Consider the following 26,334-nt stretch of genomic DNA (forward strand, 5'->3'; position numbering starts at 1 on the left):
GACGGCTCTAAGCCTCGCGCTGCTGCGGGTTCCGCGCTATCTGCACCAGCGCCGGACGCAGCAACCGGTCCTTCACCTTGTACCCGCGGCGAATCTCCTGCACTACCGCGCCGTCTGGAAACTCGGCCGTCTCCACCTGCCCAAGAGCCTCATGGACATGCGGGTCGAACTGGGCACCCACCGTCTCCACGTGAGTCAATCCCAGCCCGCGCACGGCCTCATCCAGCTGCTTTGCAATCAGATCGACACCGGCACGAAACTGCTCCGGCGTCCCGTTCGATTTCAAAGCCAGGTCGAAATTATCCAAAGCCGGCAGCAGACCTTCCGCCGCCTGGCCGAGCGCGTAATCGCGAAACTCCATGCGTTCCTTCGCTTCACGCCGGCGCGCGTTTTCGAACTCTGCCTGCAGCCGCGCAATCCGGTCCATCAACTGGTCGCGCTCGCGCTTTACCTGCTCATACTCGGCCTCGCTTACACCGCTCGTCTCCGCGGCGCTCGCATCCATCGCTTCGCCTTCCACAGCACCCTGCAACTCGTCGTCTGCTGCAATCACTGGCTCATTCACGTCGTCCATGCCCATCCACCTTCTATATCGATCCTGAATATTCAAGCCTTACCCGCCTTCGCGTACGCACCCTGTCCATGGGGGACATCTACATCGCCCGCTGCGTCTCCGCAAATAACTGCGCCACGTAGTGCACCGCGTTGATCGTTGTCTCGTAATCCATGCGCTGCGGCCCGATCACGCCTACCGCGCCCATCTGCGCCCCACCACTCACCGCGGGCGCGGCAACCAGCACCAGACCCTGCATCTCCGGCGCGTGCGATTCCATGTCGAACACCACGCGAACCGAGTCGCCCGCCGCAGCCCGTGCATGCTCCACACCCAGGTATGCGTGCAGCAGCGCCATTACACGCTCCTTTGCCTCCAACGCGGCCAGCATCTCGCGTAACCGGCCACGGTCCACCGAGTCCGCCAGCAAATTACTCACGCCTTCCACAAACACGGTGTGCACCGGCGCTGCGTCCAGCACAGTCGCCGTCCAAAGCTCCTCCGCCGCGGCGCGCATCTCTTGGTACGCGTCGCGTTCGGTCGCCGCGCGACACGCGATCTCCGTGCGAATGCCCTCCACCGTCCAGCCGCGAAAATTTTCATTCAGGTAACGCGCCGCCGCTTCCAATTCGGCTGCCTGCATCTCCTGCTCCAGCATCAACACCCGGTCGCGCACCACGCCCGAGCGCGTCACCACCACGGCCAGCACACGCCGCGTCGCCAGCCGCTGAAAATGAACATGCTCCATCGGGTCGTTTCCCTGCAGCGTTGCCATCGCCACACCCACGCCGCGCGACAGCCCCGCCAGCAACTGCGACGTCCGCTCCAGAAACGCCTCGCCGCTCATGCCCTGCAGCCGTGCCTCAATCGCCGTCCGCGACTGCGCTGCCAGCATCGCCGGTGCAAGCCGGTTTCCCCCGCGCAATTGCTCCACATGCAGCCGGAACGCCCCCGCGGTCGGCACCCGCCCGGCCGAGGTGTGCGGCTGCTCCAGGTATCCCGCGTCCACCAACTCCGCCATTACATTGCGAATGGTCGCCGAGCTCAAACCGCTCGCCGCCGCCAGCCCGTGCGACGCGACCGGTTCGCCGGTCTGGAGATACTGCTCCACAATCGCGGTCAGAATCGCTTGCTGCCGTGGCGAAAGCCTCGGGCCGTCCTGAAAGAGAACTGCCATCCCGTTTAGTCTATCGCGATCTGAGACGTAATCTGAGGCGAACGCACTCAGGTTTCCAGTGCCATTCCGGCACATTGGCTCAGCAGGACTGCCCATCGATCTCATCGCGCCGTTCCCGGTAATGTGAGCCAGGACTACAAAACCTCGAACACACCCTTCTGCTCTTCCGAAACCTCATCCGCGCGGTCCATCACAGCCAGCGCAATCTGAAAGTAGGCGCCCCCCCGAGGATCATCCTCACCCCCCAGCGCCGCCGGCATGCCCCGGTCTCCACCCTCGCGGATCGCCGGATCGAGGTCTACCGATCCCAGAAACTCAAGGTTGTACTGCCGTGCCGTCGCCGCCGTGCCGCCCGCGCCGAACACATCCAGAACCGTCCCGTCCGGCAGCAACATCTGCGACATGTTTTCCACCATGCCCAGCACCTCGACGTTCACCTGGTGAAACATCTCCAGCGCCTTCCGCGCGTCCTGCAACGCCACAGCAGAACCGGTGCTGACCACGACCGCACCCGTCAGCGGCACCGTCTGCACCAGCGAAATGACCACATCGCCCGTGCCCGGCGGCAGGTCGATCAGCAGGTAGTCCAGCTCACCCCAATCCACCTGCTGCAGAAACTGCCGGATGATCTGGTGCAGCATCGGCCCGCGCATGACCAGCGGCTTGTCGCCCGGCGAGATCAGCCCGACGCTCATGAACTTCACCCCAAAGCTTTCCAGGGGCACCATACGGTTCTCGCCGGCAATCGACGGCTGCCGCGTCTGCCCCAGCATCGTCGGCACGTTCGGACCGTAAATGTCCGCATCCACCAGTCCCACGCGTTTCCCCAACTTCGCCATCGCGACCGCCAGGTTTACGCTCAGCGTCGTCTTGCCCACGCCCCCCTTGCCGCTACCAATCGCGATCACGTGCGTAATGCCCGGTAACGGCTGCGGCCCCGGCGTCTGCTGTCCCATATGTCCCATACAAACCCTCTCCCAAACACAGCGAACACTCGCTGCCTCTAAATATGCCAATCCATCGTCAGCGTCTTCCGTATTTCCCGCTTGCGCGACACTTCATCCGCTCGCCCCTCGCGGCGTCGCAGCGCATCTTCAAACCGCCGCTTCTGGTGCTCGGTCTCCGCAACAATCGGCGGCACCGGTACAGGCTGCCCCGTCTGATCAACCGCCACATAGGTCACATAGGCCGAGCAAACATGCCGCAGTGCGCGCGTCTTCGGGTCCTCGACCATCGCCTTCACGCCCACTTCCATGCTGGTCCGAAAGGCCCGGTTCACGCTCGCCTTCAGGATCAAGAGGTCGCCCACATGCACCGGCGCCACAAAGTCCAGGTGGTCCATGCTTGCCGTCACCACCAGGATGGCGCGCGCGTGCCGGTACGCCGCCACAGCGCCCACCAGGTCGACAAACTGCATCAGCTTGCCGCCAAACAAATTGCCCAGGGAATTCGTATCGCCCGGGAAGATAATCTCGCTGCGTTCCGCCTGCGACTCCGCAACGGTCATTCCTTTTGCCACGGTCTCATGCGTTGCTTCCATCTCACCCAGTTTACGTGGCGACCAAGTACCATCCACCCTATGGACAAGATCGCCATGCTCACCACCATCCTGCAGCAGAATCCGGCCGACAGCTTCGCCCGCTACGGCCTCGCCATGGCGCACCTGTCCGACGGCAACACCGACGCCGCACTCACCGAATTTGACGCCACCATCCAGCACAACCCGGACTACGTACCCGCCTACCAGATGGCCGGCCAGACCCTGGCCAAGCTGCACCGCACCGATGAAGCCAAACAGCGCCTCACCGGCGGTCTCGGCGCTGCCCAGCGCACCGGCAACCGCCACGCCGCATCCGAAATGCAGGCGCTCCTCGACGAACTCGAACTCGGGTACTGATCCTCATCCGGGGGAAAACATGTCCTTCAACGGAGCAGAACTTCTTTGTGCTTAAGCAGTCGAGAAACCACGATTTTCGTTACTGCGGCAAAGCATCATGGAAAAGCTGCGCATTCCAGCGTCAACCGTCGGACCGGTGGCTCACCTTCGCCAGCCACGCTCGTATACTCAACACCACATGAAGCCAAATCCTTCGCTCCCCGAACACCTGCCCCAAACCTTCGGCGAACTCCGCCAGAGCGAGTGGACCGAAGCGCGTGTCTCCCGCTCGGTCAAAGACGAACTGCGCGACAACCTGATCAGCAAAGTGCGCGCTGGCGAGACCATCTTTCCCGGCATCGTCGGATACGAGGACACCGTCGTCCCCCAGATCGTGAACGCCGTGCTTTCGCGCCAGAATTTCATTCTGCTTGGCCTGCGGGGCCAGGCAAAGAGCCGCATCCTGCGCGGCCTCACCACGCTGCTCGACCCGGTCATCCCGTACATCGCCGGCTCTGAAATTCGCGACAACCCTTACAAGCCACTTGCGTACTCGTCCAAGCTGCTCATCGCCGAAAAGGGCGATGAAACGCCCATCGCCTGGCTCACACCCGACGAACGCTTCGTGGAAAAGCTCGCCACGCCCGACGTCACTGTCGCCGACCTGATCGGCGACGTCGACCCCATCAAAGCCGCTCGCTCCGGCGAGCAGCTTTCCAGCGAGCTCACCATGCACTACGGCCTCTTGCCCCGCGCCAATCGCGGCATCTTCGCCGTCAACGAAGTGCCCGACCTCGCCGGCAAAATCCAGGTTGCTCTGTTCAACATCATGCAGGAAGGCGATGTGCAGATTAAGGGCTACCCCGTCCGCCTGCAACTCGACGTCGCGATCACCTTTTCAGCCAATCCAGAGGACTACACCGCCCGCGGCAAGATCGTCACACCGCTCAAAGACCGCATCGGCTCCGAGATCCGCACGCACTACCTGGACTCCATTGAGCAGGCCATCGCGGTTACCGAGCAGGAAGCCTGGTCCACCCGCGCCGCGCTCGACATCCACATCCCGCGCTACGTCCGCGAGGTCATCGAGCAGATTGCCTTTGTCGCCCGTGAAGACAAGCGTGTCGACAAGCGCTCCGGTGTTTCGCAGCGCCTGCCCATCGCGACCATGGAACTGGTGATCAGCAACGCCGAACGCCGCGCCCTGGTGCACAACGAAGCGATCGCGGTGCCCCGCATCGGCGACATCTACACGGCACTGCCCGGCATTACCGGCAAAATCGAACTCGAGTACGAGGGCGAAATGCGCGGAGCCGACACCGTCGTCCGCGACATCATCCGCACCGCCGTCGCCCGCGTCTTTGACGGCTACTTCGCTGACGCCAACACGCAGCAGATTGAGCAGTGGTTCAACCTCGGCGGCACCGTCCAACTTTCTGACGCCACCGCAGCCGAGGACTCGCTCAAAGAACTGCAAGGCATCCAGGGCCTCTTTGACAAGCTCAAGCCGCTCGGCCTGGAAAAGCGCGCCGGCGCCGAAACGCTCGTCTCCGCTGCAGAATTTCTGCTTGAGGGCATGACCGCGCACAAGCGCCTCAGCCGCAATGAAGAACGCAACTTCTCCGCCGCGGAACGTCAGTCCCGTAAGGACCGCGCACCAAATTTCGCCGAGGAAGCCCGCGACCGCGACCGCGAAAGTCAGGAGTGGCAAGGCCGCAACCGCAAGCGCAACTTCAATTAACAAACGGCGCAACCCGTCGGTCGAATACTCCTTCCTGTCATTTCGACCGGAGCACCCACAGCTTTACCGTGGGTGCGCAGTGGACTCGGTGCTTGCACCGAGACCTGCATTTTGGCTGCTGCCCGCAGTCACGCAAGATCTCCGCGAAAACGCGTACCCACTCAGGTACGCGTTTGTTCTTCTAGTACCAACTCGCCGTACCCTAGCCACAGGTTTTCTTCCCAATGGCGAAACGCGTCGGCGTCGACAAATGGCTCTTTGGTACCGTGCTCACGTTGGTGCTCTTCGGCCTGGTCATGGTCTTTTCCGCTTCGGCCATGCTGGCCAAGGCGCAGTACGGCACGCCGTATTCTTTCGCGATGAAGCAGGCGGTTTGGGCCATCCTGGGCATCGTGGCACTCTTCATTCTGATGAAGATCGATTACCGCAGGTACAACAACCCGCGCCTCATCTTCCCCGCCATCGCAATCACGACCCTCCTTCTGCTGATCGTGTTCGTCATGGGAGCAGTCAACGGCGCACACCGCTGGATCCGGATCGGCGGCATCACGCTGCAACCGTCGGAACTGGCCAAGCCCGTCATCGTGCTTTTCCTCAGCTATTTCCTGCAGTCCCGCATCCACCAGATGGACGACTGGAAGGGCACCATTCTGCGCGCCGCCGCGCCGCCGCTGCTGCTGGTCGCGCTCATCTTGAAGGAGCCGGACCTGGGTACCAGCATGGTCTGTGTGGGCGTGACCGCGCTCATGCTTTACCTGGCCGGTGCCGACTTCAAGTACTTCTTCTATGCCGCAATCCCGGGCAGCTTCATCCTGTACTGGATGCTGTTCCACGTGGCCTGGCGTCGTGCGCGCATGCTCGCCTTCTGGAACCCCGACGCCGACCCGCGCGGCACCGGGTTCCACATTCTGCAGTCCCTGATCGCGGTCGGCACGGGCGGCTTCCACGGACTGGGCCTCATGGAAGGCCGGCAAAAGCTCTTCTACATCCCCGAGCCGCATACCGACTTTATCTACGCGACCATTTGCGAGGAGCTCGGCCTGCTTGGTGCCATCGCGCTCGTCGGTCTGTTCTGCTTTTTCGGCTACCGCGGCCTGCGCGCTGCCATCCTGTCGACCGACCCCTTCGCACGCTTCCTCGCCTTCGGCCTGACCACGACGATTCTGATTCAGGCCTTCTTCAACATCTCTGTCGTTCTGGCGCTGGTGCCCACCAAGGGCATTCCGCTGCCCTTCATCTCCTCCGGTGGCACCGCAGTTTTCATTACGCTCGCCAGCATGGGCGTCCTACTCAACATCACGCGCGAGATCGACTGATTGAGAGCAGCGAGCCAGCGGGTCAGTGGGTCAGCGCCTTCCGGCCGCATCGTTCCAATGTCATTTCGACCGGAGCACGAGAGCTTTCTGCGCGTGAGTAGCGGACTTGGTGCTTGCACCGAAACCCGCGTTTTTTTCGGAAGCGTCAGTAACGTGCAAAGAAACGCAACATGCGCGTCCTGATCGCCGGCGGAGGCACCGGCGGCCACGTCATACCTGCGCTCGCCATCGGCCGCGAACTGCGCGACCGCCACGGCGCGGAGGTGCGCTACATCGGAACGGCTCGCGGCATTGAGACGAAGCTCGTGCCCGAAGCCGGTTTCCCGCTCGATCTGATCCAGGTCGGCAAGCTGAAAAATGTCGGCCTGCGGGAGCGCGGGAAGACACTGACAGACCTGCCGCGTGGCATCCTGCTCTGCCGGGGGATTCTGCGCAGCTTTCGACCAGAGGTCGTGATCGGCGTCGGCGGCTACGCCAGCGGACCGGCGATGCTCGCCGCGGTGCTGCTGCGCATCCCTACCGTCGCATATGAGCCGAACGCCGCGCCGGGGCTGACCAACCGGCTCGTCGGAAAGTATGTCACTGCGGCCTGCGTGAACTTCCCCAAATCAACCAAATACTTCCGCAACGCCGAAGTCACAGGCGTTCCCGTGCGCGAAGCAATCGCCGCCATTCCGGATAGTCCTTCAGGCGAGCCGTTGCGGCTGCTTGTCACCGCCGGATCCAACGGCGCCAAGGTGTTCAACGACACGCTGCCCCTGATCGCGCGCGATCTGCTCGCCGCAGTCCCGGGGCTGACCATCGTGCACCAAACCGGCGAACGCGCTCTCGACAGCACCGTTAGCGCTTACGAAGCCAACGGCATTCCGATTTCCGCCTCAGAAGCGCCTGTGTCCGTGCAGGCGTTCCTGACCGACATGCCCGCGCAACTCGAACGCGCCGACCTGGTGCTTGCTCGTTCCGGCAGCACTGTCGCCGAACTTGCGGCTGCCGGCAGGCCATCGCTGCTGGTGCCTTTTCCGCAAGCGGCGGACGACCACCAGACACGAAACGCACAGGCGATGGTGCAAGCAGGCGCTGCGCAGATGCTGCTGCAACGTGAACTGACGCCCGAACTACTTTCGGAAGCGATTACGGACTTGCTGAATGACCCGGCACGGCTCCGCAGCATGGGCCAGAAAGCCCGCGCGGCCTCCCACCCCGGAGCTCTCCAGGCGATTGTGCAGCGCGTCCTCGGTGTCGCCCTTCCACGTTAGCGCTTACGCAACTGAAAAGGACAAGGCCCGGCAGTTTGCCGGGCCTTGCTTTTCCCTTGGGGGAGGGAAACCTGTTCTACCGGTGGCCGCCGCCGCCATGCGAGCCTCCACCACCGCCGCCGTGGAAGCCACCACCGCCGCCGCCACCGTGAAAGCCACCACCCGAGGAGCCGCCGCTCGGGCGACCGCCTCCGAAGCTGCCGCCACCACCGGAGAAGCCACGCTGTCCACCGAGACTCTGGCTACCAGAGAAGCCGCGCTGTCCGCCAAAACTCTGGTTACCAGAGAAGCCGCGCTGTCCGCCGAAGCTCTGGTTGCCACCGGGCAATGACCGCTGCCCGCCGATGAAGCCCTGACTGCCGCCAAAGCGGTTTCCAACTGAACCGCCCGAGTAGCCACGCCCCGCATAGCCGCCGCTACCCGGTTCCACGTGCCCACCATAGCTGCCGCGGTTGGCGTATCCATCCGAAAAGCCGCGGCTGCCATATCCACTCGCAAATCCATGACCATAACTGCCCGCGAACCCGTGACCATAACCGCCAGCGAAGCCATGTCCGCCGAACCCATAGCCCGGGTGCTGCGTCCAGCCGATACCACCACCGCGAAGTCCACCGTGGAACCCGCCATAGTAGCCGCTGTTATAGAAGTGGCCGCCATAGAAGCCTGATCCGAACCGGTTCAGGCCGCGGTTGTAAAAGAATGAACCGCCGCGCCAGAAGCCGCCCCAGTAGCCCGTGCCGAAATAGCCAAACCCATAGTTGATGCCGCCGTAGTAGCCGACGTACGGACCCCACAATCCCGCATGCCACAGATACCCGCTGTCATACGGACCCCAGTACCCCGGCGTCCAGAGTGCGCCAGTATAGGGTGGCAGCACCCACTGTCCGGCGACCCAGTAGTAATCCCCGGCGTTTGGGTCCCAGGCCCAGTAACCCGGCGTCCAAATGTAACCGTCACCCGGTGCAACCGGTTGTTCGTACTGTGGAATCGCGGGCGGCGCCGCAGTCGCCATTACCTCGCCCTGCTCTCCCTGACCAGGCAAGGGATAGTCATAGCCCTGCTGACCATAGGCCTGCTGTGGCTGGGCATACTGTCCGTTCGGATCGTAACCCTGCTGCGGTGCGCCGTAGCCCTGTTGCCCGTATTCCTGCGGCGCTACATTCCCGTTGAAATTGGGATCGACACCGGAATCCTGCGCACGGACCGAAACGCCCGTTGCCGCCAGAGCCAACCCGAGAACCAGACCTGTTCGCTTCATGCCGTCAAAAGTGAAATTCATTCTGCTACCGCCTGGGCGCTTGCGTCGCTGTCCGATTCGTCACGGCTTGCGCGGAAAATTCGCCTCGCATACTTGGACACCGATCGCGTACACAAGTTGCGGCGGCAGCGCACGGGGCAAAAGAACGCCTGCTACCCTGAACTTCAGATTTGCCGCTTCAGCGGGAGTTCAGGAGTCCGCAACACCGATGTTTGCCGCGACACAACGCATCCATTTTGTTGGCATTGGCGGCATTGGCATGAGCGGCATTGCAGAGATTCTGCTGTCGATGGGGTACCCGGTCTCCGGGTCAGACCTGCGGACCTCACCGGTTACGGAGCGGCTGGCCAGCCTAGGCGCGACCATCTTCGAGGGCCATGAAGCCGAAAACGCCCGGCCCGCGGACGTTGTGGTCATCTCGTCGGCCGTGCGGTCGGACAATCCGGAGGTCGCCGAGGCGCGTCTACGCAAAATTCCAGTGGTCGCCCGCGCGGAAATGCTTGCGGAGCTGATGCGGCTGAAGTACGGCATCGCCGTAGCCGGCATGCACGGGAAGACCACAACCACCAGCATGATCGCGGCGGTCCTGCACGCAGCCCGGCTGGATCCCACCGTGGTGGTCGGCGGCCGGGTGGATCTGTTCGGGTCCAACGCGCGCGCCGGCAACTCGCACTTTCTGGTGGCCGAGGCCGACGAGAGCGACCGCTCGTTCCTGAAACTGTCCCCGATTCTGACCGTGGTCACCAATCTGGACCGCGAGCACATGGAAAGCTATAGCGGCATGGCCGACGTGGAGGATTGCTTCGTCGAATTCATGAACAAGGTGCCGTTCTACGGCGCGGCAACGGCGTGTGTGGACGACCCGATGTTGCGGGCGATACTGCCGCGGGTCAAACGGCGCCTGATTACCTTTGGCTTGAGCGATGACGCGGATTTTCAGGCAATCGCGCTGCCGGCAACGCCGGACTGCTACACGAACTTTGAGGTAAGCGCCCGAGGCATCGTGATCGGACCGTTTCAGCTGTTTGTACCCGGCGTGCACAATCTGCGGAATGCCATGGCAGCGGTTGCGATCGCGGTCGAACTGGGGGTTGCGCCGGATGCGATTGCAGAAGGCCTGGCCAGCTTTAAAGGCGTGGACCGGCGATTCCAACACAAGGGTGCTGTGCGCGGCGTGAGCGTTGTGGACGACTACGGCCATCACCCTACAGAGATCCGGGCTACGCTTGCGGCGGCGCGGGGCTGCGGTTACCGCCACGTGCATGTGTTGTTCCAACCGCATCGGTACTCTCGCACCCGCGACCTGTTCGACGAATTCAGCCGGGCCTTCCGCGATGCGGACTCAGTGGAATTGGTGCCAATCTACGCCGCAAGCGAGCAGCCAATGGAAGGCGTGAACAGCGAATCATTGGCACAGGCGATCTATGCCGAGGGCACCTATACGGATACGTCGCCAAACCTGCAGGCGGCCGCGAAGAAAGTAGCCGGGCGCGCCGAACAGGGTGACCTGCTGCTTACGCTGGGAGCGGGTTCCGTGTCACAGGCGGGACCGATGCTTCTGGAAGCTTTACGGTAGCCAGCCAGCGCGGCACCGTACCGGCGCTGGTTCCCTGCCCGGCAATCGCAGCGGACCGGCAGCTACAATCGAGCAGGCGATTTCTCCGCGGCCTTGCTCAGGCATGCGGACACAACCGGCTCAGAAAACCACGGCGGCCCTGCTGGACATGCCCGAGGACGTCCCACGCGTTAAGCCACGGACACGGCGCACCGCAGATGTGCGCCGTGCCACGACGGATACCCTGCCGACCAGGCGCGAGCGCCCCGGCGTGTCCGGCGATCCGTATGCCGATGACGACACGCGGGAATATCTGCGTACGCGCGGCCGCGGAAAGCGCATCCGGCGGGGACTGATTCCCCAGTCGAAGTACGGCCGCATCGCCGCGGGCATCGGCCTGCTCACGCTGCTGGGCAGCGTCGCCGCGGCGGCGTATTACGTATCGCGTTATGTGCAACACGATGCGCAGTTCACGATTCCCTCCTCCTCCGCGATTGAATTGCAAGGCAACCAGCACCTGTCGCGGTCGCAACTGCTGAGCGTTTTCGGCGAGGACGTGGACCGCAACATCTTTGCCGTGTCGCTCCCGGAGCGCAAGGAGCAACTGGAACAGATTCCCTGGGTCGAGCATGCGACGGTCATGCGTCTTTTGCCGAACCACCTCCGGGTGCAGGTGGTCGAGCGCACGCCGATTGCTTTTGTGCGGCAGGGTGGAACCATCGGGATGGCCGATGCGTCGGGCGTTCTGCTGGACATTCCACCGGACGCGCCTGGAAACCCGAACTATTCCTTCCCTGTCGTGACCGGCCTAAAGGCAGAGGACACGCCAGAGTCGCGGGAGCAGCGCATGCACCTGTACGCGGCATTTCTGAAGGACCTGGACTCGGGCGGAAAGAAGATTTCGGCGGAGTTGAGCGAGGTTGACCTGTCGGACCCGGAGGACGTGAAGGCGCTGTTGCCGAGCAATAACGCGGAAACGATGGTGCACTTCGGCACGGAACACTTTCTGGATCGCTACAACCGTTTCCAGGAGCACATTGCCGAGTGGCGGCAGCAATACCCGCGGCTGAGCAGTGTGGACATGCGGTACGAGCGGCAAGTCGTGCTGCAAATGCCGCCGAAGGATTCGACGGTGCAGCCGGCACAGGATGCGAAGACAGCCGGAAGTGCCCCGGTCGAGGCGAAGCAAGCCGTGGCAACGCCCAGGCCGGCCATGGCTGTGACGCATACGAATGTGGCGTCGGCCAAGCCTGCACCGGCTGTAAAGGTCAAATCGCCGCAGGTCGCGGTGGTGAGTGCGCCGGCAGCGATTAAGCCTGATCCCAAACCTGCGGCAGCGCATGAGAACACGCTGGTTGTGCCGCACCTGGAAATGCGCGGGAAGAAGGTGGTCGTGGTGAAGCACGCAGACGCGAGGAAAGTGGATGTAGCGAAGCGTGTGGAGGCGATCAAGGCCTGGATGGCGCAACGGCAAGCCACGCGCGACGCGGCCAAGGCGCACGCTGCGCAATAACTCGAACGGGGCAGGCGCTGCGTTGCTGATCGCAAGGAATACGCGACGGCACGTCCTGCACTCAAAATGCTGCGTCCGCAGTAGCATAGGCACAACAAGCAAAGGCGGCCCGTTTCGCAGTGAAAGAAAGCCCGGACAACCTGATTACCGTGCTGGACGCCGGCAGCAGCAAGTGCTGCGTGCTGGTGGCGGAGGTGCAGGACGGCGTCCTGCGCTATCGCGGGCACGGCATTGAGAAGTCCAAGGGCATGCGCAAGGGGCTGATTGCGGAGCTGGCGCCGGCGGCGGACGCGATCAATCGCGCGGCGCTTACCGCGGAACGCCTGACGAAGGTGGGCATTGAGACCGCCGTGGTGGGCGTGGGCGGTACGCACGTGCGCGGCATCAACTCGCGCGGCGGCATCAGCATGGGCTCGCGTATGCGCGAGATTACACGGGAAGAGGTGCGTGCCGCGGTGGACCGGGCGCGCTCCGTGGCGTTGCCGGCCGATCGCGAGATCCTTCATCTGCTGCCGCAGGAGTTCATCCTGGACGATCAACCGGGCATCCACGACCCGATCGGCATGGTAGGCACGAAGCTCGAAGTGAACCTGCACCTTTCCACCTGCTCTGGCGGGGTGGCGCAGTCCGTGGTCACCTGTGCGAACCGGGCCGGGCTTGAGGTGGTGGACACGGTGTACGAGGGCATCGCTTCGGCGGAGGCGGTGTTGAGCGCGGATGAGCGCGAGCTTGGCGTGTGCATCGCGGACATCGGCGCGAGTTCGACCGAGCTGGTGGTGTTTTTTGAGGGGTCCGTCGCACACACGGCGGTGCTACCGATCGGCGGCGACCACTTCACGAACGATCTTGCCGTGGGTCTGCACGTGTCGCAGGAAGAAGCCGAGCGGCTGAAGATGGAGTTCGGAAATTGCGTGGTCACCAGCGTCCCGTCGTTGAACGAGGTCGAGGTGGGCGGCAACCTGCAGACTGGGGGCACGACCGCGCCACGGCTGGTGCGGCAGCGTTTTCTGGCGGAAATTCTGGAACCGCGTGCGCGTGAGCTGTTTACGATGCTGCGCAATAACCTGCGTGAAGGCGGTGTGCTGGAAGCTTTGGGCACCGGCTGCGTTTTGACCGGCGGCGGCGCCCGCTTGGCAGGTCTGCTGGATGTGGCCGAGTCGCTGCTGCGCACGCCGGCGCGCATCGGATCGCCGGTGCCACTGAGCCGCATGCCGGAAGAGCTTGCCGAGCCCGAGTTCGCGACCGCCATCGGTATGCTGCTGTACACGCACCGCACCCGCGTGCGCCGCGCGAACGAGGAGCTCGGCTTGAAGCAGAAGCTGAAGGCGATCTTCGCGGGTACGTTTTAGCAAAAGCCGACGCAGACGCACAGCAAGCGGTGTTCCCTCGCATTCGGAACCAAGGGTGGCACACGCAACTTTTGTTGCACGGCTTTCCACTTCGTTGCACATGCCACCCCGTGAAAGAATCGCTGCATACGGCTGAGTGAAATGCCGAGTGCCGCATTGCATTTGCTTCGCACACATTGCCTGCCCGACTTGCCAACAACACTGCCCTAAGGAGTTTTCCAACCGATGCTGCCCGACGACGACCTTCGCATTCAGTACCAGGACGACATGCCGCGAGGCGCACGGATCAAGGTCATCGGCGTGGGCGGCGGCGGCAACAATGCCGTGAACCGCATGATCGCGGCCAGGGTGGAAGGCGTTGAATTCATTGCCGCGAACACAGATGTGCAGGCATTGAAAACGTCGCAGGCACCGGTTAAGCTGCAGCTTGGCGTAAAGCTGACGAACGGCCTGGGTGCAGGCGCAAATCCGGACGTGGGCCGGCGCGCGGCTCTGGAAGATTCCGACAAGATCATCGAGGCGCTGGAAGGCGCGGACATGGTGTTCGTGACGACCGGCCTTGGCGGCGGCACCGGTACGGGCGCGGCACCGGTCATAGCCTCGTTGGCGAGCGAGATGGGCGCGCTGACCGTCGCGGTCGTCACGCGGCCCTTTGGCTTTGAAGGCAAGCGACGCCGGTCGCAGGCCGAGCGCGGTCTGCAGGAACTGCTGGATGCCGTGGACACGGTGATCGTAATCCCGAACGAGAAGCTGCTCGAAGTGGCGCAGGATACGGGCTTTTTTGAATCATTCCGCGTGGCGGATGACGTGCTGCGCCAGGCGGTTCAGGGCATTTCGGACATCATCACCATTCCGGGCGTGATCAACCGCGACTTCGCAGACGTAAAGACCACGATGGCGGGGATGGGCTATGCCGTAATGGCGACCGGCGTCGGTTCTGGCTCAAGCCGCGCGATCGAGGCAGCACATGCAGCCATGGCATCACCGCTGCTGGAGGCGGGCGCGATCGATGGCGCGCGCGGCATCCTGATCAACATTACCGGCTCCTCGTCGCTGAAGCTGAGCGAGGTGAACGCCGCCTCCACCCTGATTCAGGACGCGGCGCACGAGGATGCCAACATCATCTTTGGCGCGGTGCAGGACGAGACCATGGGCGACCAGGTCAAGATCACCGTGATTGCGACCGGCTTCCGTGACCGCGGTGCCGACAACGAGCGGCGCGAGCGCATGCTGGAACAGAGCTATCCAGCCGGTGGCCGGGGCATGAGCGAGAGCTTCTTCACACCGCCGCCGATCGTGACACAACCGCCAAGGCCAACCTTTGCGGAGCCGGTCTACCGGCCCGATCCGACGCCCGACTCCGCAACAGCCCCGAGGGCGCCGCAGACGGCAGCAACCGCGCCGGCGATGCCACAGATCAGCTCGTCCAACGCTCCGCCTGCGCCGACCTATGTTCCGGCATCGACGTTCCGCGCCGACGAGCGGGAGGTGGAGCCAGCTGCACCGCCGCAGCCCAGCTTTGCCGACGCGATGCAGACCGCCATGCAGAAGCCGCAACAACACGAACCGGAGCTGGTGCCGGTACCGGCCTCTGCGTTCGATGATGACTTTTTTCTGCGCGGCCGGCGCAGGACGGAGGATCAAACCCCGGCGGAGCCGGCATTTGACGCCGAGCCGCAGCTGCGGACCGACGTGCGTGTACCGACCTTTGGCGGGCTGGCGCCGCAAGTCGAACCGGAGCAGCCGGAACACGACGAGCTTGACATCCCTGCCTTCTTGCGCCGCGGTTCTCACTAACCGAGGCATCCATCTCACGTGCCCGTCCAACCCGGACAGGAGTGGTTTTGAACAAGTTTGCTGGTTCCCTTTCGCTCAATCTGCCCGGCTTGCTGCGCCTTGCAGGATCGCTGTTCCTGGCGTGCTCGCTTCCGGTGCTTGCGCACGCGGCACACAGCCGCGTCCCAGCGCATGGCTCCCGGCGCGGCCCTGTCGCTGTGCGTGAGAGCGCTTCGGCAGGCCGGCACATGGCGGCTCTGCAACACAGCCGCGGCCACGTTGCACCCGTTCATGCCGGAACGGGTAAGCGCGGACGCGCAACATCGAAGAACAACGTGATCACGATTGCACGGCGTGGGCGGAACGGCCGTCTTGTGCGCGCGTCCGTTCCCTCGCATCGCTACGGCGAGCGCTTTACCGCATCTTCCTTCACGGACAACGTTGACAACCTGGTGCTCGGCGACGTGACGGCCGGCGAGGATCCGTTGGTTCGGGCTTCGCTGATCGAGGCGCTCGGCAACTACAACGGCACGGCGCTGGCAATCGACCCGAGCAACGGCCGCCTTCTGGCCATGGTCAATCAGAAAATGGCGCTTGGCCCTGGTTCGGAGCCGTGCAGCACGATCAAGGTCACGGTCGCGCTGGCGGCCTTGAGCGAGGGACTGGTGCACGCCGACACGCCGGTGTCGCTGGGCGGCAGCTATCGCGTGAACATGACGTACGCGCTGGCCAAGAGCGTGAACCCTTATTTTGAAGTGCTCGGCCGTGAGATGGGGTTTGAGAAGCTGAAGCACTACGAAAACCAGTTCGGTCTGGGTGAACTGGCGGGCTACAACATTCCCGGCGAAACGCTTGGCGTGTACCCGGACCACGAGTTGCCGCTGGCGCAGGGCGGCGTTGGCCGCATGTGTTCGTTCGGCGAGTCGGTGCAGATGACTCCGATGCAGTTGGGGGCGATTGTGAGCGCGATCGCAAATGGCGGATCGCTCTTCTATCTGCAACATCCGACCACGCCAGAGCAGATTGCGAACTTCCAGCCGCGGTTGAAGCGAACGCTCAACATCCAGTCGGCGATTCCGGAGATGCTGCCCGGCATGGCCGGCGCGGTAAACGCGCGATTCGGAACGGCGCGCAGCCTGCGGACGAACTTCACGGATTTTCCCGTGCTGGGCAAGACGGGAACCTGTTCCAACAACGGCACGCGGTACGGCTGGTTTGCCGCATACGGCGAGGGTCCCACGGGGCGCATCGTGACGGTCTTTTTCCTGACGGGCGGAAGGCCGACGTTTGGACCTAAAGCCGCGGAGTTGACCGGCATCTTCTATCGCGCGCTCTCAAACCGGGCTTACTTCGGGCAGCATCCCGTCGTGCCGATTGTTCCGGCAAAGGGCGATGACGATGCCGAGTCGGCGGACACTGGCGCCACCTCGCCTACGCAGTAGGTCGCAAGCAAACGAAAGAGGCCATCCGCATCGGGTGGCCTCTTGCATTTGCGAAGCTACAGGGGTGGCGGTGGCACGTCCTCATCACCGGCAGGACTGCCGGGTCCTTGTCCGCGACCGTGGTGACCGCCCGCAAAGGAACGGTCCGGCGTGTTCGTTGTGGTATACCCTGTCGGCACCTGGAAAAGACTAGGGTTTGGCTCTGCCTTGTTCAGGCTGGTCAGGGTCTCGGAACGCGTACCGCGATCGCTGGTTTCCGAGGAACTCACCTCAAGCTTCAGGTCGGGTGAGAACCAGTTCTGGCGCGTGATGGTGTGTGCCGATCCGCCGTCGCGCGCCGGGAAGGTGAGCGTGGTCTGCTCGCCCTTTGCCGGCAATCCCGCGACGAGTTTGCTACCCAGGTCCGTGCTCGTCGCATTGTCGCGCCGTTGCTGTGGCGACTGTCCCGACTCGCGACGCTCGGCCCGCTGCTGCATGTGCGTGAAAAAGTCCGCCGGCACATTTTGCACGTACGCTGTCTGACGATCGGCGTTCAGGTGGGTGATCGTGTGCGCCACAGGATCGAGAATGATGACCATGGTGCGCGGACCGCGCGGCGCGGGTGGTGCAGCCGGTGCCGTGCCGGAATCTGCTGCTGCGGGCGGTCGTGGCGGAGGCGCGGGCAGCGTGACCTCTTCGCGTACGCGACCCTGTGAGTCTCGATACACGGTGCTGGTGGTGCTCCGCTGCTGCTGCTTGCTTTGGTGATCGGTAAAGTTCGACATTCCCGTGAACTGGGCAGTGAAGGGTTCGTTTGAAATGGTTTCAACGTGGTGCGCAGCCATGCCGGGGCCGAACATACCTCGGCCGCGTGCGCCATGTGGGCCGCCTGGGTGCATGCCGAACGGAGCAGGCGGTGTGGGCGCGTCGAGATCGGAGTTTGGCACGGTCTGCGCTGCGAGCGGAAGCGTCAGGGCAGTGGACAGAACGACAGCAGTAATCGCAAGCTTCATGGGTCGGGCACCCCTCCAAGGGTGACTCTGCACCTACAGACGAGGGCTGCTTACAAAGGCTTCACCGCAGAAGGGCCGAGCCGTGCTGGCACGAAGGCTAGCAGGTTAGCGTGCGGCGAGCGTGCGCAGCACCGAAACATTGCGAAGGATGTCGCCCGGCTCATCGACGGGAGTTTCGGCGATAAAGGCGCAGTGCGCGAAGCGAGGGTCATTAAGAATGCGGCGAAACGCATCCGGCCCAATGGTGCCATCGCCCACGTGCTGGTGCCGATCCAGTTTGCTGCCCTGCGGCGCTTTGGCATCGTTGCAGTGCCAGACCTTCACGCGCGCGGTGCCGAAGCCGTCCTGAATCTGCTGCACTGTTTCCAGGTAGCCCTCGGCGGTGACGATGTCGTAGCCAGCGACATGCGTATGGCAGGTATCGAGGCAGACATCGACCGGCGCGCAGCGGTCCAGCAGGTGAACCAGGTCCGCAATTTGGTCGAGCCGGCCACCCATTGAGAACTCCGAGCCTGCGGAGTTCTCGATAAGAATGCGCAGTGGAGAGTCCTGGCAAGGCAGACCGTCGATGGCGCGCTCAATGTTTTCCGCCGCGTGCTGCAATGCTTCTTCGCGTGTCAGACCCTTCCATGAGCCCGGATGCAGCACAAGGTAATTCGCGCCAAGCGCGAGCGCGCGCTCGACTTCGCCGCGGAAGGCAGCGGTGGAGTTCTTGCGGACCTCTGCCGTCTGCGAGCACAGATTGATCAGGTACGACGCATGGATGACGAGGGGTTCGATGCCGTGCCGCGCAAGGCCGCTGCGCATGCGCTCGGCATCCTCTGCCGTGACCGGTGTGGCACGCCAGTTGCGAGGGGACGACGAGAAGATCTGAAAGCAGTTGGCACCGCAGTCGACCGCGCGCTGCACCGCCGTCCAGGTGCCTCCGCTTGTGGAGAGATGGATGCCGATGCGCTGCTTCTGCCTGGGTGATGCCATGCTTCGATGGTAGAAGAGGTTGATGTTTGCTCGCGGGAGCATACGGTGCATCGCCGATGGACGGGCGGTCGCATACGAACCAGGATCGCCACTTAACCTTTGCGATTCTCCGGCACGGCGACCTCCTCAAAGTGAGCCGCCAAGTCTCGCAGCCGTGCCGCGACATCCGCGCCGGCGAGCGGTTTGCCGTGCCCCGGAGCCACCGTTCGCGGCGACAGGCCGGCAAGCTTCCGAACCGTCGCAAGCGCCGCGTCCCAATCCGAGGTGAAATAGGCGGGCGGCCCTTGCAGTTCGGGCTGTTGCACAAGCGCCGCCTCAAAAAACGACTCGGCCTTTGTCGTGCAGAACGCGTCGCCCACCAGCAGCGTTTCGTCGGACGCGCGATAGAGCGACACGTGTCCGGGTGTGTGCCCGGGTGTGTGCAGCACCTGCCACCCGTCCAGTTCGGGCATGTTCTGGTGTGTGCCCGCGTCCAGCGGCCGCAGGTGCGTACCCAGGTCGATGGGGTCCTTCGGATAGATCGGTGACAGCAGCGCCATCAGTCCGCCACCCGCGCCAGGGTTCGGCGGCGGGTAGGATTCTCTGCCCGTCAGATAGGGGAACTCGAGCGGGCGGGCGTACACCGGGACGCGCCATTGATCCGCCAGGTTTCGAGCGGCACCCACATGGTCGAAGTGACCGTGCGTGAGTACGATGGCAGCGGGCGGGCGGCCGAACTGCTTCTGCGCCCAGGTGCGAATCGCAGATGCGGAGCCCGGAATGCCGGCATCGATCAGCGTCCAGGTTCCATTCGCGTTCACGACGCCGAAGACATTCACAAAGGTGATGCGCAGGCCAAAGACGCCCTGTGCGATCGCGTCCATGGCAACGACGTCATTCGGTGAAATCTCAATGTGCTCCATCCCTTGTCCCTCGCCGGTTTGGATGAGCGCAGCGGGTGTGACAAGGGTGGCAAGGCCGAGATCGGCGCATGAAAGGAGGCTCCCGCAGGAGCCTCCTTTCATGCACGATCAGGACCGCTCAGTAGACGTCGAGTTGGTATCGCTTTGCCTTCTTCATGTCGCCCAGGTAAGCCTGTGCATCATCGGGCGTGCAGCCTTTGCCGTCAGCGATGGTGTCCAGCAGAGTTTGTTCCACGTCCTTGGCCATGCGGCTGGCGTCGCCACAGACGTAGAAGTAGGCGCCGCGCTCGAGCCACTGGAAGAGTTCTTCCTTGTTCTCGCGCATCCGATCCTGCACGTAAATCTTTTTGCTCTGGTCACGCGAGAACGCGGTGTCGAGGCGCGTCAACGTACCATCGGCAAGCATGCTGTTCCACTCGTCGCGATACAGAAAGTCCGATGCCATGCGCTGCTCGCCGAAAAACAACCAGTTCTGGCCGGTGTGGCCGTGCGCCTGGCGATGCTGCAGGTAGGCGCGGAACGGAGCGATGCCGGTGCCGGGCCCGACCATGATGACGGGCGCGGTCGTGTCCTCAGGCAGGCGGAAATTCTGGTTTGCGTGAAGAAAGATCGGCAACGTTGCGCCCGGGTCGGCGCGCTCGCCCAGGTGGCCGGAGCAGAGACCCTGCCGCTCGCGGCCGTGCGTGTGATAACGCACTACGCGGACCGTGGTATGTACCGTGTCCGGTGTCTTCGCCTGCGAGCTGGCGATGGAGTACATGCGCGGCGTCAGGCGGCCCAACACCGTGAAGAGCTGCTGTGGATCGGTAATGCCTCCCGGGTGTTCCGTTAGAAGGTCGACGAACTCGCGGCCCCATACAAACTCCTCGGCCCTGGATTTATTGTCCTGGCCGGCAAGCGACTTCAGGAAATCGAGGCCTGGTGTGGTCTCAGGCGCGATCTTTGCATAAGCGTTGACGGAGCCGCGGGTGAGTTTTCCAATGTGCAGCTTTGTGCGCAAAGCGTCGTCGAGCGTGGTCTCTTTTTTGAAAAAGTCGAGCACCTTCTCATCGCCGTTGTAGCCGAGCGCCTTGAGCACGTCTTCCACTTCGGCGTCGCGGTTCGTCGGCAGGATACCGACAGAGTCGCCCGGTGTGTACTCCATGCCGCTGTCCAGCGCCAATTCGATATGCCGCGTCTCCTTTTCGGAGTCGCTGTCGGTCATCACGTAGTTGACCAGCATGGTGGAAACGAAGGGGTTGTTGCGGCTGTACTTTTGTGTCTCTGAGCTCATGTTTTAGGGGCTTTTCTCAATCTACAAGGGTACCATGCCGGACGCATGGAGTCGCATTCCACACAGTGTGAACACGCCATTCCAGCGGCTCTCTGCGACAATATAGGTCGGCAGTGCCGAAAGGGGTTCAAGTGCAGGACGCTTCGCAGGGGCAGCAGACGAGTAAGACGGATACAAGCAGCGCCACAGCGAGTGCGGCACAGGACAATCGGTCGGCCGAGGGCATCCGGCTTGCGTTCCTGCGACACATGCGTCGCACCATTGGCAAACCGGTGGAATACTCCAACACGCTGGACCAGTACCGCGCCATGGCGCACCTGACTCGCGACCGCGTGATGGACGACTGGATCACGACTGTTGAAAGCTACGTACAGCACCATGTACGCGTGGTCTGCTACTTGTCGGCTGAGTTCCTGCTGGGACCACACCTGCTGAACGGCCTGCTGAACCTTGGCGTGACGCACGCCGCCGACCAGGCCTGCAAGGAGCTGGGCTACGACTTGAATGATCTGGCGGACGAGGAACCCGAGCCAGGCCTGGGCAACGGCGGCCTGGGACGGCTGGCAGCCTGCTACATGGATTCCATGACCACGTTGGAGGTGCCCGCGGTCGGGTACGGCCTGCGCTACGAATTCGGTATCTTTCGCCAGGAAATTTGCGACGGCGAACAGGTGGAACACTCCGATAAATGGCTGGAATACGGCAATCCGTGGGAGATCACGTCGTCCGACGCAACGCAGCACGTGAACTTCGGCGGCCACACCGAAACCACCAAGGACGAGAAGACGGGTGAGTTGATCTGGCACTGGGTGCCTGCGTTCACGGTCAAAGGCGTCGCCTATGACACGCCGATCCCGGGCTATCGGAACAAGCAGGTCAATCGCCTGCGATTGTGGAAGGCCGAGGCCGAGGACAGCTTTGACCTGGAGATCTTCAATCGCGGCGACTACATGGGCGCGGTACGCGACAAGATGGAGTCGGAGACGATCTCAAAGGTGCTCTATCCGCCCGACGAAACGGAACAGGGTAAGCGTCTGCGGCTGATGCAGCAGTACTTCTTCACATCGTGCTCGCTGCAGGACATGGTTCGCCTGCACAAGCTGCAGAAGCTGCCCATGGCGACCTTTGCCGAAAAGTGGACCGTGCAGTTGAACGACACGCATCCGTCTATCGGCATTGCGGAGCTGATGCGCATCCTGACCGATCAGGAAGAGTTCAGCTGGGACGAAGCGTGGAAGATCACGCAGGCCACGTTTGGCTACACGAATCACACGCTGCTTCCGGAGGCTCTGGAAAAGTGGCCGCTGCCGATCTTTGCCAGCCTCCTGCCACGGCACATCGAGATCATCTACGAAATCAACCGGCGCTTCCTGAAGGACATGCAGGGCAAGTTCCCCGGCGACACGGCGCGCTGGTCACGCATGAGCCTGATCGGCGAAGAGGGTGAGAAACAGGTCCGCATGGCGAACCTGGCAGTGGTCGGCAGCAAGATGGTCAATGGTGTGGCCGAGCTGCATTCGGAGCTGCTCAAGGAAGACACGTTGAAAGACTTCTATGAGGCCTTTCCCAATCGCTTTACCAATGTGACAAATGGTGTGACGCCACGGCGTTGGCTCATGCTCTCCGATCCGCCGCTGACCACGCTGCTGAATGAGGTTCTGGGCACCGGCTGGCACACCGACCTGTACGCCCTGCGCGGCCTTGAGAAATTCATCGATGACGCAGGCTTTCTGGAGAAGTGGCGGAAGCGCCAGGAAGAATCCAAGGGCCGGCTCGGCGACTTTATCAAGCGCACCATGGACGTGAGCCTTGACCCGGCAAGCATGTTCGATGTCCAGGTGAAGCGCATTCACGAATACAAGCGCCAGCACCTGAATGCGCTGCACATCTTAAGCCTTTACTGCCGCATCAAGTCGGGCGAGTTGAAAGACATTCCGGCGCGCACGTTTCTTTTCGGCGGCAAGGCCGCACCGAGCTACGTGTATGCCAAGCTGATGATCAAGCTTGTCTGTGCGGTAGGCGAGTTGGTCGGCAAGGATCCACAGACCAAAGATTTGCTGCGGGTTTTGTTTGTACCGGATTACAGCGTTTCGCTCGGACAGCGTATCTACCCGGCAGCTGATTTGAGTGAGCAGATCAGCACGGCCGGCAAGGAGGCAAGCGGCACCGGCTGCATGAAGTTCATGATGAACGGCGCGGTCGCCATTGGCACGCTGGACGGCGCGAACATCGAAATTCGCGAGGAAGCCGGTGCGGATAACTTCTTCCTCTTTGGATTGACCGCGCCGCAGATTGCAGAGAAGCAGCGGGCCGGGTACAAGCCCCGTGAGTTCTACGACAAGAGCCCGCTGTTGCGTGAGGTCATCGATGGCCTGCGCAGTGGTCAGTTCACCGGCGGCGATCGCGACACCTTTGCGCCGATGATCAAGGACCTGATGGAGGTCGACCGCTTCTTTGTCATGGCCGATTTTGACGACTACACGCGCGCGCAGGCCGATGCGGGCAGGATTTTCTGCGACAGCAAAAAGTGGAGCCGGATGAGCGTGCTGAACACGGCGCGATCGGGCAAGTTCAGTTCCGATCGCTCCATCCGGGAGTACTGCGAAAAGATCTGGAAGATCGAACTCGGCCGGTAACGCTTTGAACGATTAGAAGCAGGACCTTGTCCTGACAACAGCCTCACCGTAGAGCTGAGCACGAGCTGTCAGCCCTGCGGTGCAACGGTCCAGCGAACCGACCAGGGGCCAAGGCGTGTGCTCGATTCCGCAGAGCCTTCCAGCCAGATGTCTTCACCCTTCTCGGTGAAGCCGTCCGTGCTGTCCGGGCGAAGATTTGCGCTTCCGGTGAGCGTGATGTTGTCCAGCTTCCAGACCACCTCAAACGCGCCAGCACGCAAGACGCGGAAGGTGCCACAACGGTCATGCAGGCTCTCCAGCGCCGGGCTGATGCGCTCCAGACGGGCCCGCAGGATGCGGCGGTACCAATCCGGCAGATCTGAGTCTTCGCGCTGCTGCCAATCCAGTTTCGCGCTCAGGAACGTGCTCTCCTGTTGCGGGTCTGGCGCCTTGGCCAGCGCGGCATCATCTGCATTGTGCAGCTGCCGCAGGAACTCGCGGCGGCCTTTGCTGACTGCCTTTCCCAGGTCGCCACCAAAGTCGCAGAAATATGGGAACGGGGACTTCGCGGCGAACTCGTCGCCCATGAAGAACATGGGAATTTGCGGCGTGAGCAGCAGCAAAGCCGTTACGGCGCGTACCGACTGCGGCGGAGCAAGCGCGTGGATGCGTTCGCCACCGATGCGGTTCCCGATCAGGTCGTGTGTCTGTACAAAGGCCACAAATGCGGTCGGCGGCACATGGCAGCGCACCTCCGCACCTTGACCGCTCTCTTCCGCGGCGATTACGAATCCTTGTGCAACCGTCTCCGCCTGCTTGAAGGTTTCGCCATCATCTGCACCGCCGCTGAAATCCTGGCGCATGGCCGCGCCCAGCATGTGCGACATGTCATGGTTCCACTGCGCGGTGAACTTTTCGCAGTGACCCCGTTCATTGCGCAGCAGCTTGTTTGCGATGTTCTGTTCATCTTCGCGGATCAGGTGGACGTGGCGTGGTGGCTGTTGCGCGGCGGCGCACTCGCGCACACGAAGAGCCAGTTCGTCCAGCACGTGCAGCTTGCCCTGGTCGATGATGGCGTGGGCGGCGTCCAGCCGTAGGCCATCGATGTGAAACTCCTCAACCCAGTACAGGGCGTTTTGGATAATGAGTTCGCGAACCTGCTTGGCGCAGCTGCCTGCCTCGTCCTCATCGAAATTCAGCGCATCGCCCCACGGCGTGTTGTGCTTGTCAGTAAGCAGCTGCGGAAAGTACTTCGGCAGGTCGTTTCCCTCGGGGCCGAAGTGGTTGTACACCACATCCAGAATGACCTGAATGCCGTAACGGTGCGCCATGTCAACAAGGCCCTTCAGGTCCTCGGGACGGCCGTAGGTCGCGTCCGGCGCATACAGCAGCACGGAATCGTAGCCCCAGTTCCGATTGCCCGCGAACTCGGAGAGGCACATGATTTCGATGGCAGTGATGCCGATCTCGGCCAGCTTCGGCAGCTTCTCCGCGGCAGCAGCAAAGGTGCCCTCTGGCGTGAAGGTGCCGATGTGCAGTTCATACAGGATCGTTTGCGACCACGAGCGGCCCTGCCAGGTGTCGTCGGTCCAGAGATAGGACGCTGGGTCGATCACCTCGCTTGGCCCGTGTACATCCTGGGGCTGGTAACGCGATGCCGGGTCGGCAACGGCGGTGCCGTCCGGCAGAACGAAGCGGTAGTGGGTGCCGGCTTTCGCGCTCGGCTCAACGCGCTCAAACCAGCCGTTGTCGATGCTCTGCATGGGCAGGTCTTCGCTCCGCCCTTCCAGGCGCAAGCGAAAGCTGTCCACCGCGGGAGCAAAGATACGAAAGCGTACGCCCGCGCCGGGCAGAAGTTCGGCGCCAAAGAGCATCGCGTGCGCGTTGGTGCGGGAGAAGGAGGGCGACTCTGTTTCGGCCACGGCTTTAGAATGCACCGGCGAGCCCTCAAAACGCTACCGCACGCGTTGACATTGTTGCTCGTGACCCACTACAAAGATCGCTGACCCAGGAGCGCACCCATGAAGCGTCGTGAGTTCGTGTGGATGATGACGGGCGCATGCGTCTTGCCGGAAATGTTGCTGGCGCAACAGCAGGCGCCCACGACGCAGAACCCTTTGCCGCCGCCACCGGCACCGGTACCGTGGACGCTGGGCCTGAACAGCAAGACACCCCTGCCGCACACCGAGACCGTGGATGACGTCGCGGCGACGGACGCGACCTTCTTCTCACCCTTACAGATGGCGACGCTGGTTCACTTGAGCAGTGTTTTGCTGCCGCAACTTGGTGACATGCCCGGAGCGGTGGAGGCGGAGACGCCGCAATTTCTGGATTTTCTGATTGGCGACTCCCCTGCCGCGCGCAAGACGCTCTACACCGGCGGGCTGGACTGGCTGGATACGGAGTCGCGCCGCACAAGCGGTGTTGCTTTCGCGAAAACCACGCCCGAGCAGGCCGACGCCGTGCTGAAACCCTGGCTGCGCACGTGGATGAGTGATCATCCGCCCACGGAGCCACACGCCGAATTCGTCAACATCGCACATGCTGACATTCGTACCGCAACCATGAACAGCCGCGCATGGGTGAATGCGGAGGCGCATGGACGGACGGACTTTAACGCCGCGCAGATGTACTGGTCCCCCATCGATCCCGACACCAGCGCTGCGAATTTCCGCGCTGTGCACCAACGGCCCGCCCCTGTGCAGGCCGCGCCCAAGTCATCGAACACTGCCCCGTCTTATCCACGCTGAACGAACGGAAAC

General features: G+C 62.8%; 21 protein-coding genes. 11 read left to right on the plus strand and 10 right to left on the minus strand.

Annotated features, from left to right (window positions below):
* Nucleotides 1–7: 7 nt before the first annotated feature.
* From grpE to ACOFKT_RS10915, 4 genes are all read right to left on the minus strand, one after another.
* Complete coding sequence (grpE, locus tag ACOFKT_RS10900) at nt 8–574, minus strand: nucleotide exchange factor GrpE (protein WP_419804021.1); 567 nt, start codon at nt 572–574, stop codon at nt 8–10.
* Between the two features lie 79 nt (nt 575–653).
* A complete protein-coding gene (gene hrcA / locus ACOFKT_RS10905; RefSeq protein WP_419804022.1) occupies nt 654–1,730 on the minus strand; it encodes a heat-inducible transcriptional repressor HrcA in 1,077 nt (358 codons plus the stop codon).
* 134 nt (nt 1,731–1,864) lie between these two features.
* Nucleotides 1,865–2,695, minus strand: a complete 831-nt coding sequence (locus ACOFKT_RS10910; protein ID WP_419804023.1) for an Mrp/NBP35 family ATP-binding protein — start codon at nt 2,693–2,695, stop codon at nt 1,865–1,867.
* Between the two features lie 38 nt (nt 2,696–2,733).
* Nucleotides 2,734–3,270, minus strand: coding sequence for an acyl-CoA thioesterase (locus ACOFKT_RS10915; RefSeq protein WP_419804024.1), 537 nt, complete (start codon nt 3,268–3,270; stop codon nt 2,734–2,736).
* A 39-nt stretch (nt 3,271–3,309) separates the two neighbouring features.
* Here ACOFKT_RS10915 and ACOFKT_RS10920 point away from each other — a divergent pair, with 39 nt between their 5' ends.
* The 4 genes from ACOFKT_RS10920 (at nt 3,310) to murG (ending at nt 7,919) form a co-directional block, all read left to right on the plus strand.
* Nucleotides 3,310–3,627, plus strand: coding sequence for a tetratricopeptide repeat protein (locus tag ACOFKT_RS10920; protein WP_419804025.1), 318 nt, complete (start codon nt 3,310–3,312; stop codon nt 3,625–3,627).
* Between the two features lie 178 nt (nt 3,628–3,805).
* Nucleotides 3,806–5,347 carry a magnesium chelatase gene (locus ACOFKT_RS10925; RefSeq protein ID WP_419804026.1) on the plus strand — a complete coding sequence of 514 codons (1,542 nt, stop codon included), beginning with the start codon at nt 3,806–3,808 and terminating at the stop codon, nt 5,345–5,347.
* Between the two features lie 224 nt (nt 5,348–5,571).
* Nucleotides 5,572–6,663 (plus strand): putative lipid II flippase FtsW, encoded by a 1,092-nt coding sequence (ftsW, locus tag ACOFKT_RS10930; RefSeq protein WP_419804027.1) that lies wholly within the window; start codon nt 5,572–5,574, stop codon nt 6,661–6,663.
* A gap of 170 nt (nt 6,664–6,833) precedes the next feature.
* Nucleotides 6,834–7,919 carry an undecaprenyldiphospho-muramoylpentapeptide beta-N-acetylglucosaminyltransferase gene (gene murG, locus ACOFKT_RS10935; RefSeq protein ID WP_419804028.1) on the plus strand — a complete coding sequence of 362 codons (1,086 nt, stop codon included), beginning with the start codon at nt 6,834–6,836 and terminating at the stop codon, nt 7,917–7,919.
* Between the two features lie 76 nt (nt 7,920–7,995).
* Here the strand turns inward: murG and ACOFKT_RS10940 are convergent, their stop codons facing one another.
* Nucleotides 7,996–9,198: a colicin transporter gene (locus tag ACOFKT_RS10940; RefSeq protein WP_419804029.1), complete on the minus strand. Its 1,203-nt coding sequence runs from the start codon at nt 9,196–9,198 to the stop codon at nt 7,996–7,998.
* 187 nt (nt 9,199–9,385) lie between these two features.
* On the opposite strand from ACOFKT_RS10940, the gene murC reads away from it, so the two are divergent.
* The 5 genes from murC to ACOFKT_RS10965 all read left to right on the plus strand — a co-directional run bounded on the left by murC (nt 9,386) and on the right by ACOFKT_RS10965 (nt 16,812).
* Entirely contained in the window at nt 9,386–10,753 is a 1,368-nt protein-coding gene (murC, locus tag ACOFKT_RS10945; RefSeq protein ID WP_419804030.1) for a UDP-N-acetylmuramate--L-alanine ligase, read from the plus strand.
* 103 nt (nt 10,754–10,856) lie between these two features.
* Complete coding sequence (locus ACOFKT_RS10950) at nt 10,857–12,245, plus strand: FtsQ-type POTRA domain-containing protein (RefSeq protein WP_419804031.1); 1,389 nt, start codon at nt 10,857–10,859, stop codon at nt 12,243–12,245.
* Nucleotides 12,246–12,364: 119 nt separating this feature from the next.
* The gene (gene ftsA, locus ACOFKT_RS10955; RefSeq protein ID WP_419804032.1) at nt 12,365–13,594 is read left to right on the plus strand and encodes a cell division protein FtsA; all 1,230 of its coding nucleotides are present in this window, start codon (nt 12,365–12,367) and stop codon (nt 13,592–13,594) included.
* Between the two features lie 225 nt (nt 13,595–13,819).
* Nucleotides 13,820–15,391 carry a cell division protein FtsZ gene (gene ftsZ / locus ACOFKT_RS10960; RefSeq protein WP_419804033.1) on the plus strand — a complete coding sequence of 524 codons (1,572 nt, stop codon included), beginning with the start codon at nt 13,820–13,822 and terminating at the stop codon, nt 15,389–15,391.
* A gap of 47 nt (nt 15,392–15,438) precedes the next feature.
* Nucleotides 15,439–16,812 (plus strand): penicillin-binding transpeptidase domain-containing protein, encoded by a 1,374-nt coding sequence (locus ACOFKT_RS10965; protein ID WP_419804034.1) that lies wholly within the window; start codon nt 15,439–15,441, stop codon nt 16,810–16,812.
* Between the two features lie 56 nt (nt 16,813–16,868).
* Here the strand turns inward: ACOFKT_RS10965 and ACOFKT_RS10970 are convergent, their stop codons facing one another.
* The 4 genes from ACOFKT_RS10970 to ACOFKT_RS10985 all read right to left on the minus strand — a co-directional run bounded on the left by ACOFKT_RS10970 (nt 16,869) and on the right by ACOFKT_RS10985 (nt 20,957).
* Nucleotides 16,869–17,804: a hypothetical protein gene (locus ACOFKT_RS10970; protein ID WP_419804035.1), complete on the minus strand. Its 936-nt coding sequence runs from the start codon at nt 17,802–17,804 to the stop codon at nt 16,869–16,871.
* 105 nt (nt 17,805–17,909) lie between these two features.
* Entirely contained in the window at nt 17,910–18,782 is an 873-nt protein-coding gene (locus ACOFKT_RS10975; protein ID WP_419804036.1) for a deoxyribonuclease IV, read from the minus strand.
* 92 nt (nt 18,783–18,874) lie between these two features.
* On the minus strand, nt 18,875–19,684 hold the full coding sequence (locus ACOFKT_RS10980; RefSeq protein WP_419804037.1) for an MBL fold metallo-hydrolase: 810 nt from the start codon (nt 19,682–19,684) through the stop codon (nt 18,875–18,877).
* Nucleotides 19,685–19,802: 118 nt separating this feature from the next.
* Nucleotides 19,803–20,957 carry a diflavin oxidoreductase gene (locus tag ACOFKT_RS10985; protein ID WP_419804038.1) on the minus strand — a complete coding sequence of 385 codons (1,155 nt, stop codon included), beginning with the start codon at nt 20,955–20,957 and terminating at the stop codon, nt 19,803–19,805.
* 131 nt (nt 20,958–21,088) lie between these two features.
* On the opposite strand from ACOFKT_RS10985, the gene ACOFKT_RS10990 reads away from it, so the two are divergent.
* Entirely contained in the window at nt 21,089–23,593 is a 2,505-nt protein-coding gene (locus tag ACOFKT_RS10990; protein ID WP_419804039.1) for a glycogen/starch/alpha-glucan phosphorylase, read from the plus strand.
* Between the two features lie 68 nt (nt 23,594–23,661).
* On the opposite strand, the gene treZ is transcribed toward ACOFKT_RS10990, so the two are convergent.
* Nucleotides 23,662–25,509, minus strand: coding sequence for a malto-oligosyltrehalose trehalohydrolase (gene treZ / locus ACOFKT_RS10995; RefSeq protein WP_419804040.1), 1,848 nt, complete (start codon nt 25,507–25,509; stop codon nt 23,662–23,664).
* An 84-nt stretch (nt 25,510–25,593) separates the two neighbouring features.
* Here treZ and ACOFKT_RS11000 point away from each other — a divergent pair, with 84 nt between their 5' ends.
* Entirely contained in the window at nt 25,594–26,322 is a 729-nt protein-coding gene (locus ACOFKT_RS11000; protein WP_419804041.1) for a gluconate 2-dehydrogenase subunit 3 family protein, read from the plus strand.
* Nucleotides 26,323–26,334 lie beyond the last annotated feature (12 nt).

This window comes from Terriglobus sp. (genome assembly GCF_965201105.1).
Taxonomy (GTDB): domain Bacteria; phylum Acidobacteriota; class Terriglobia; order Terriglobales; family Acidobacteriaceae; genus Terriglobus.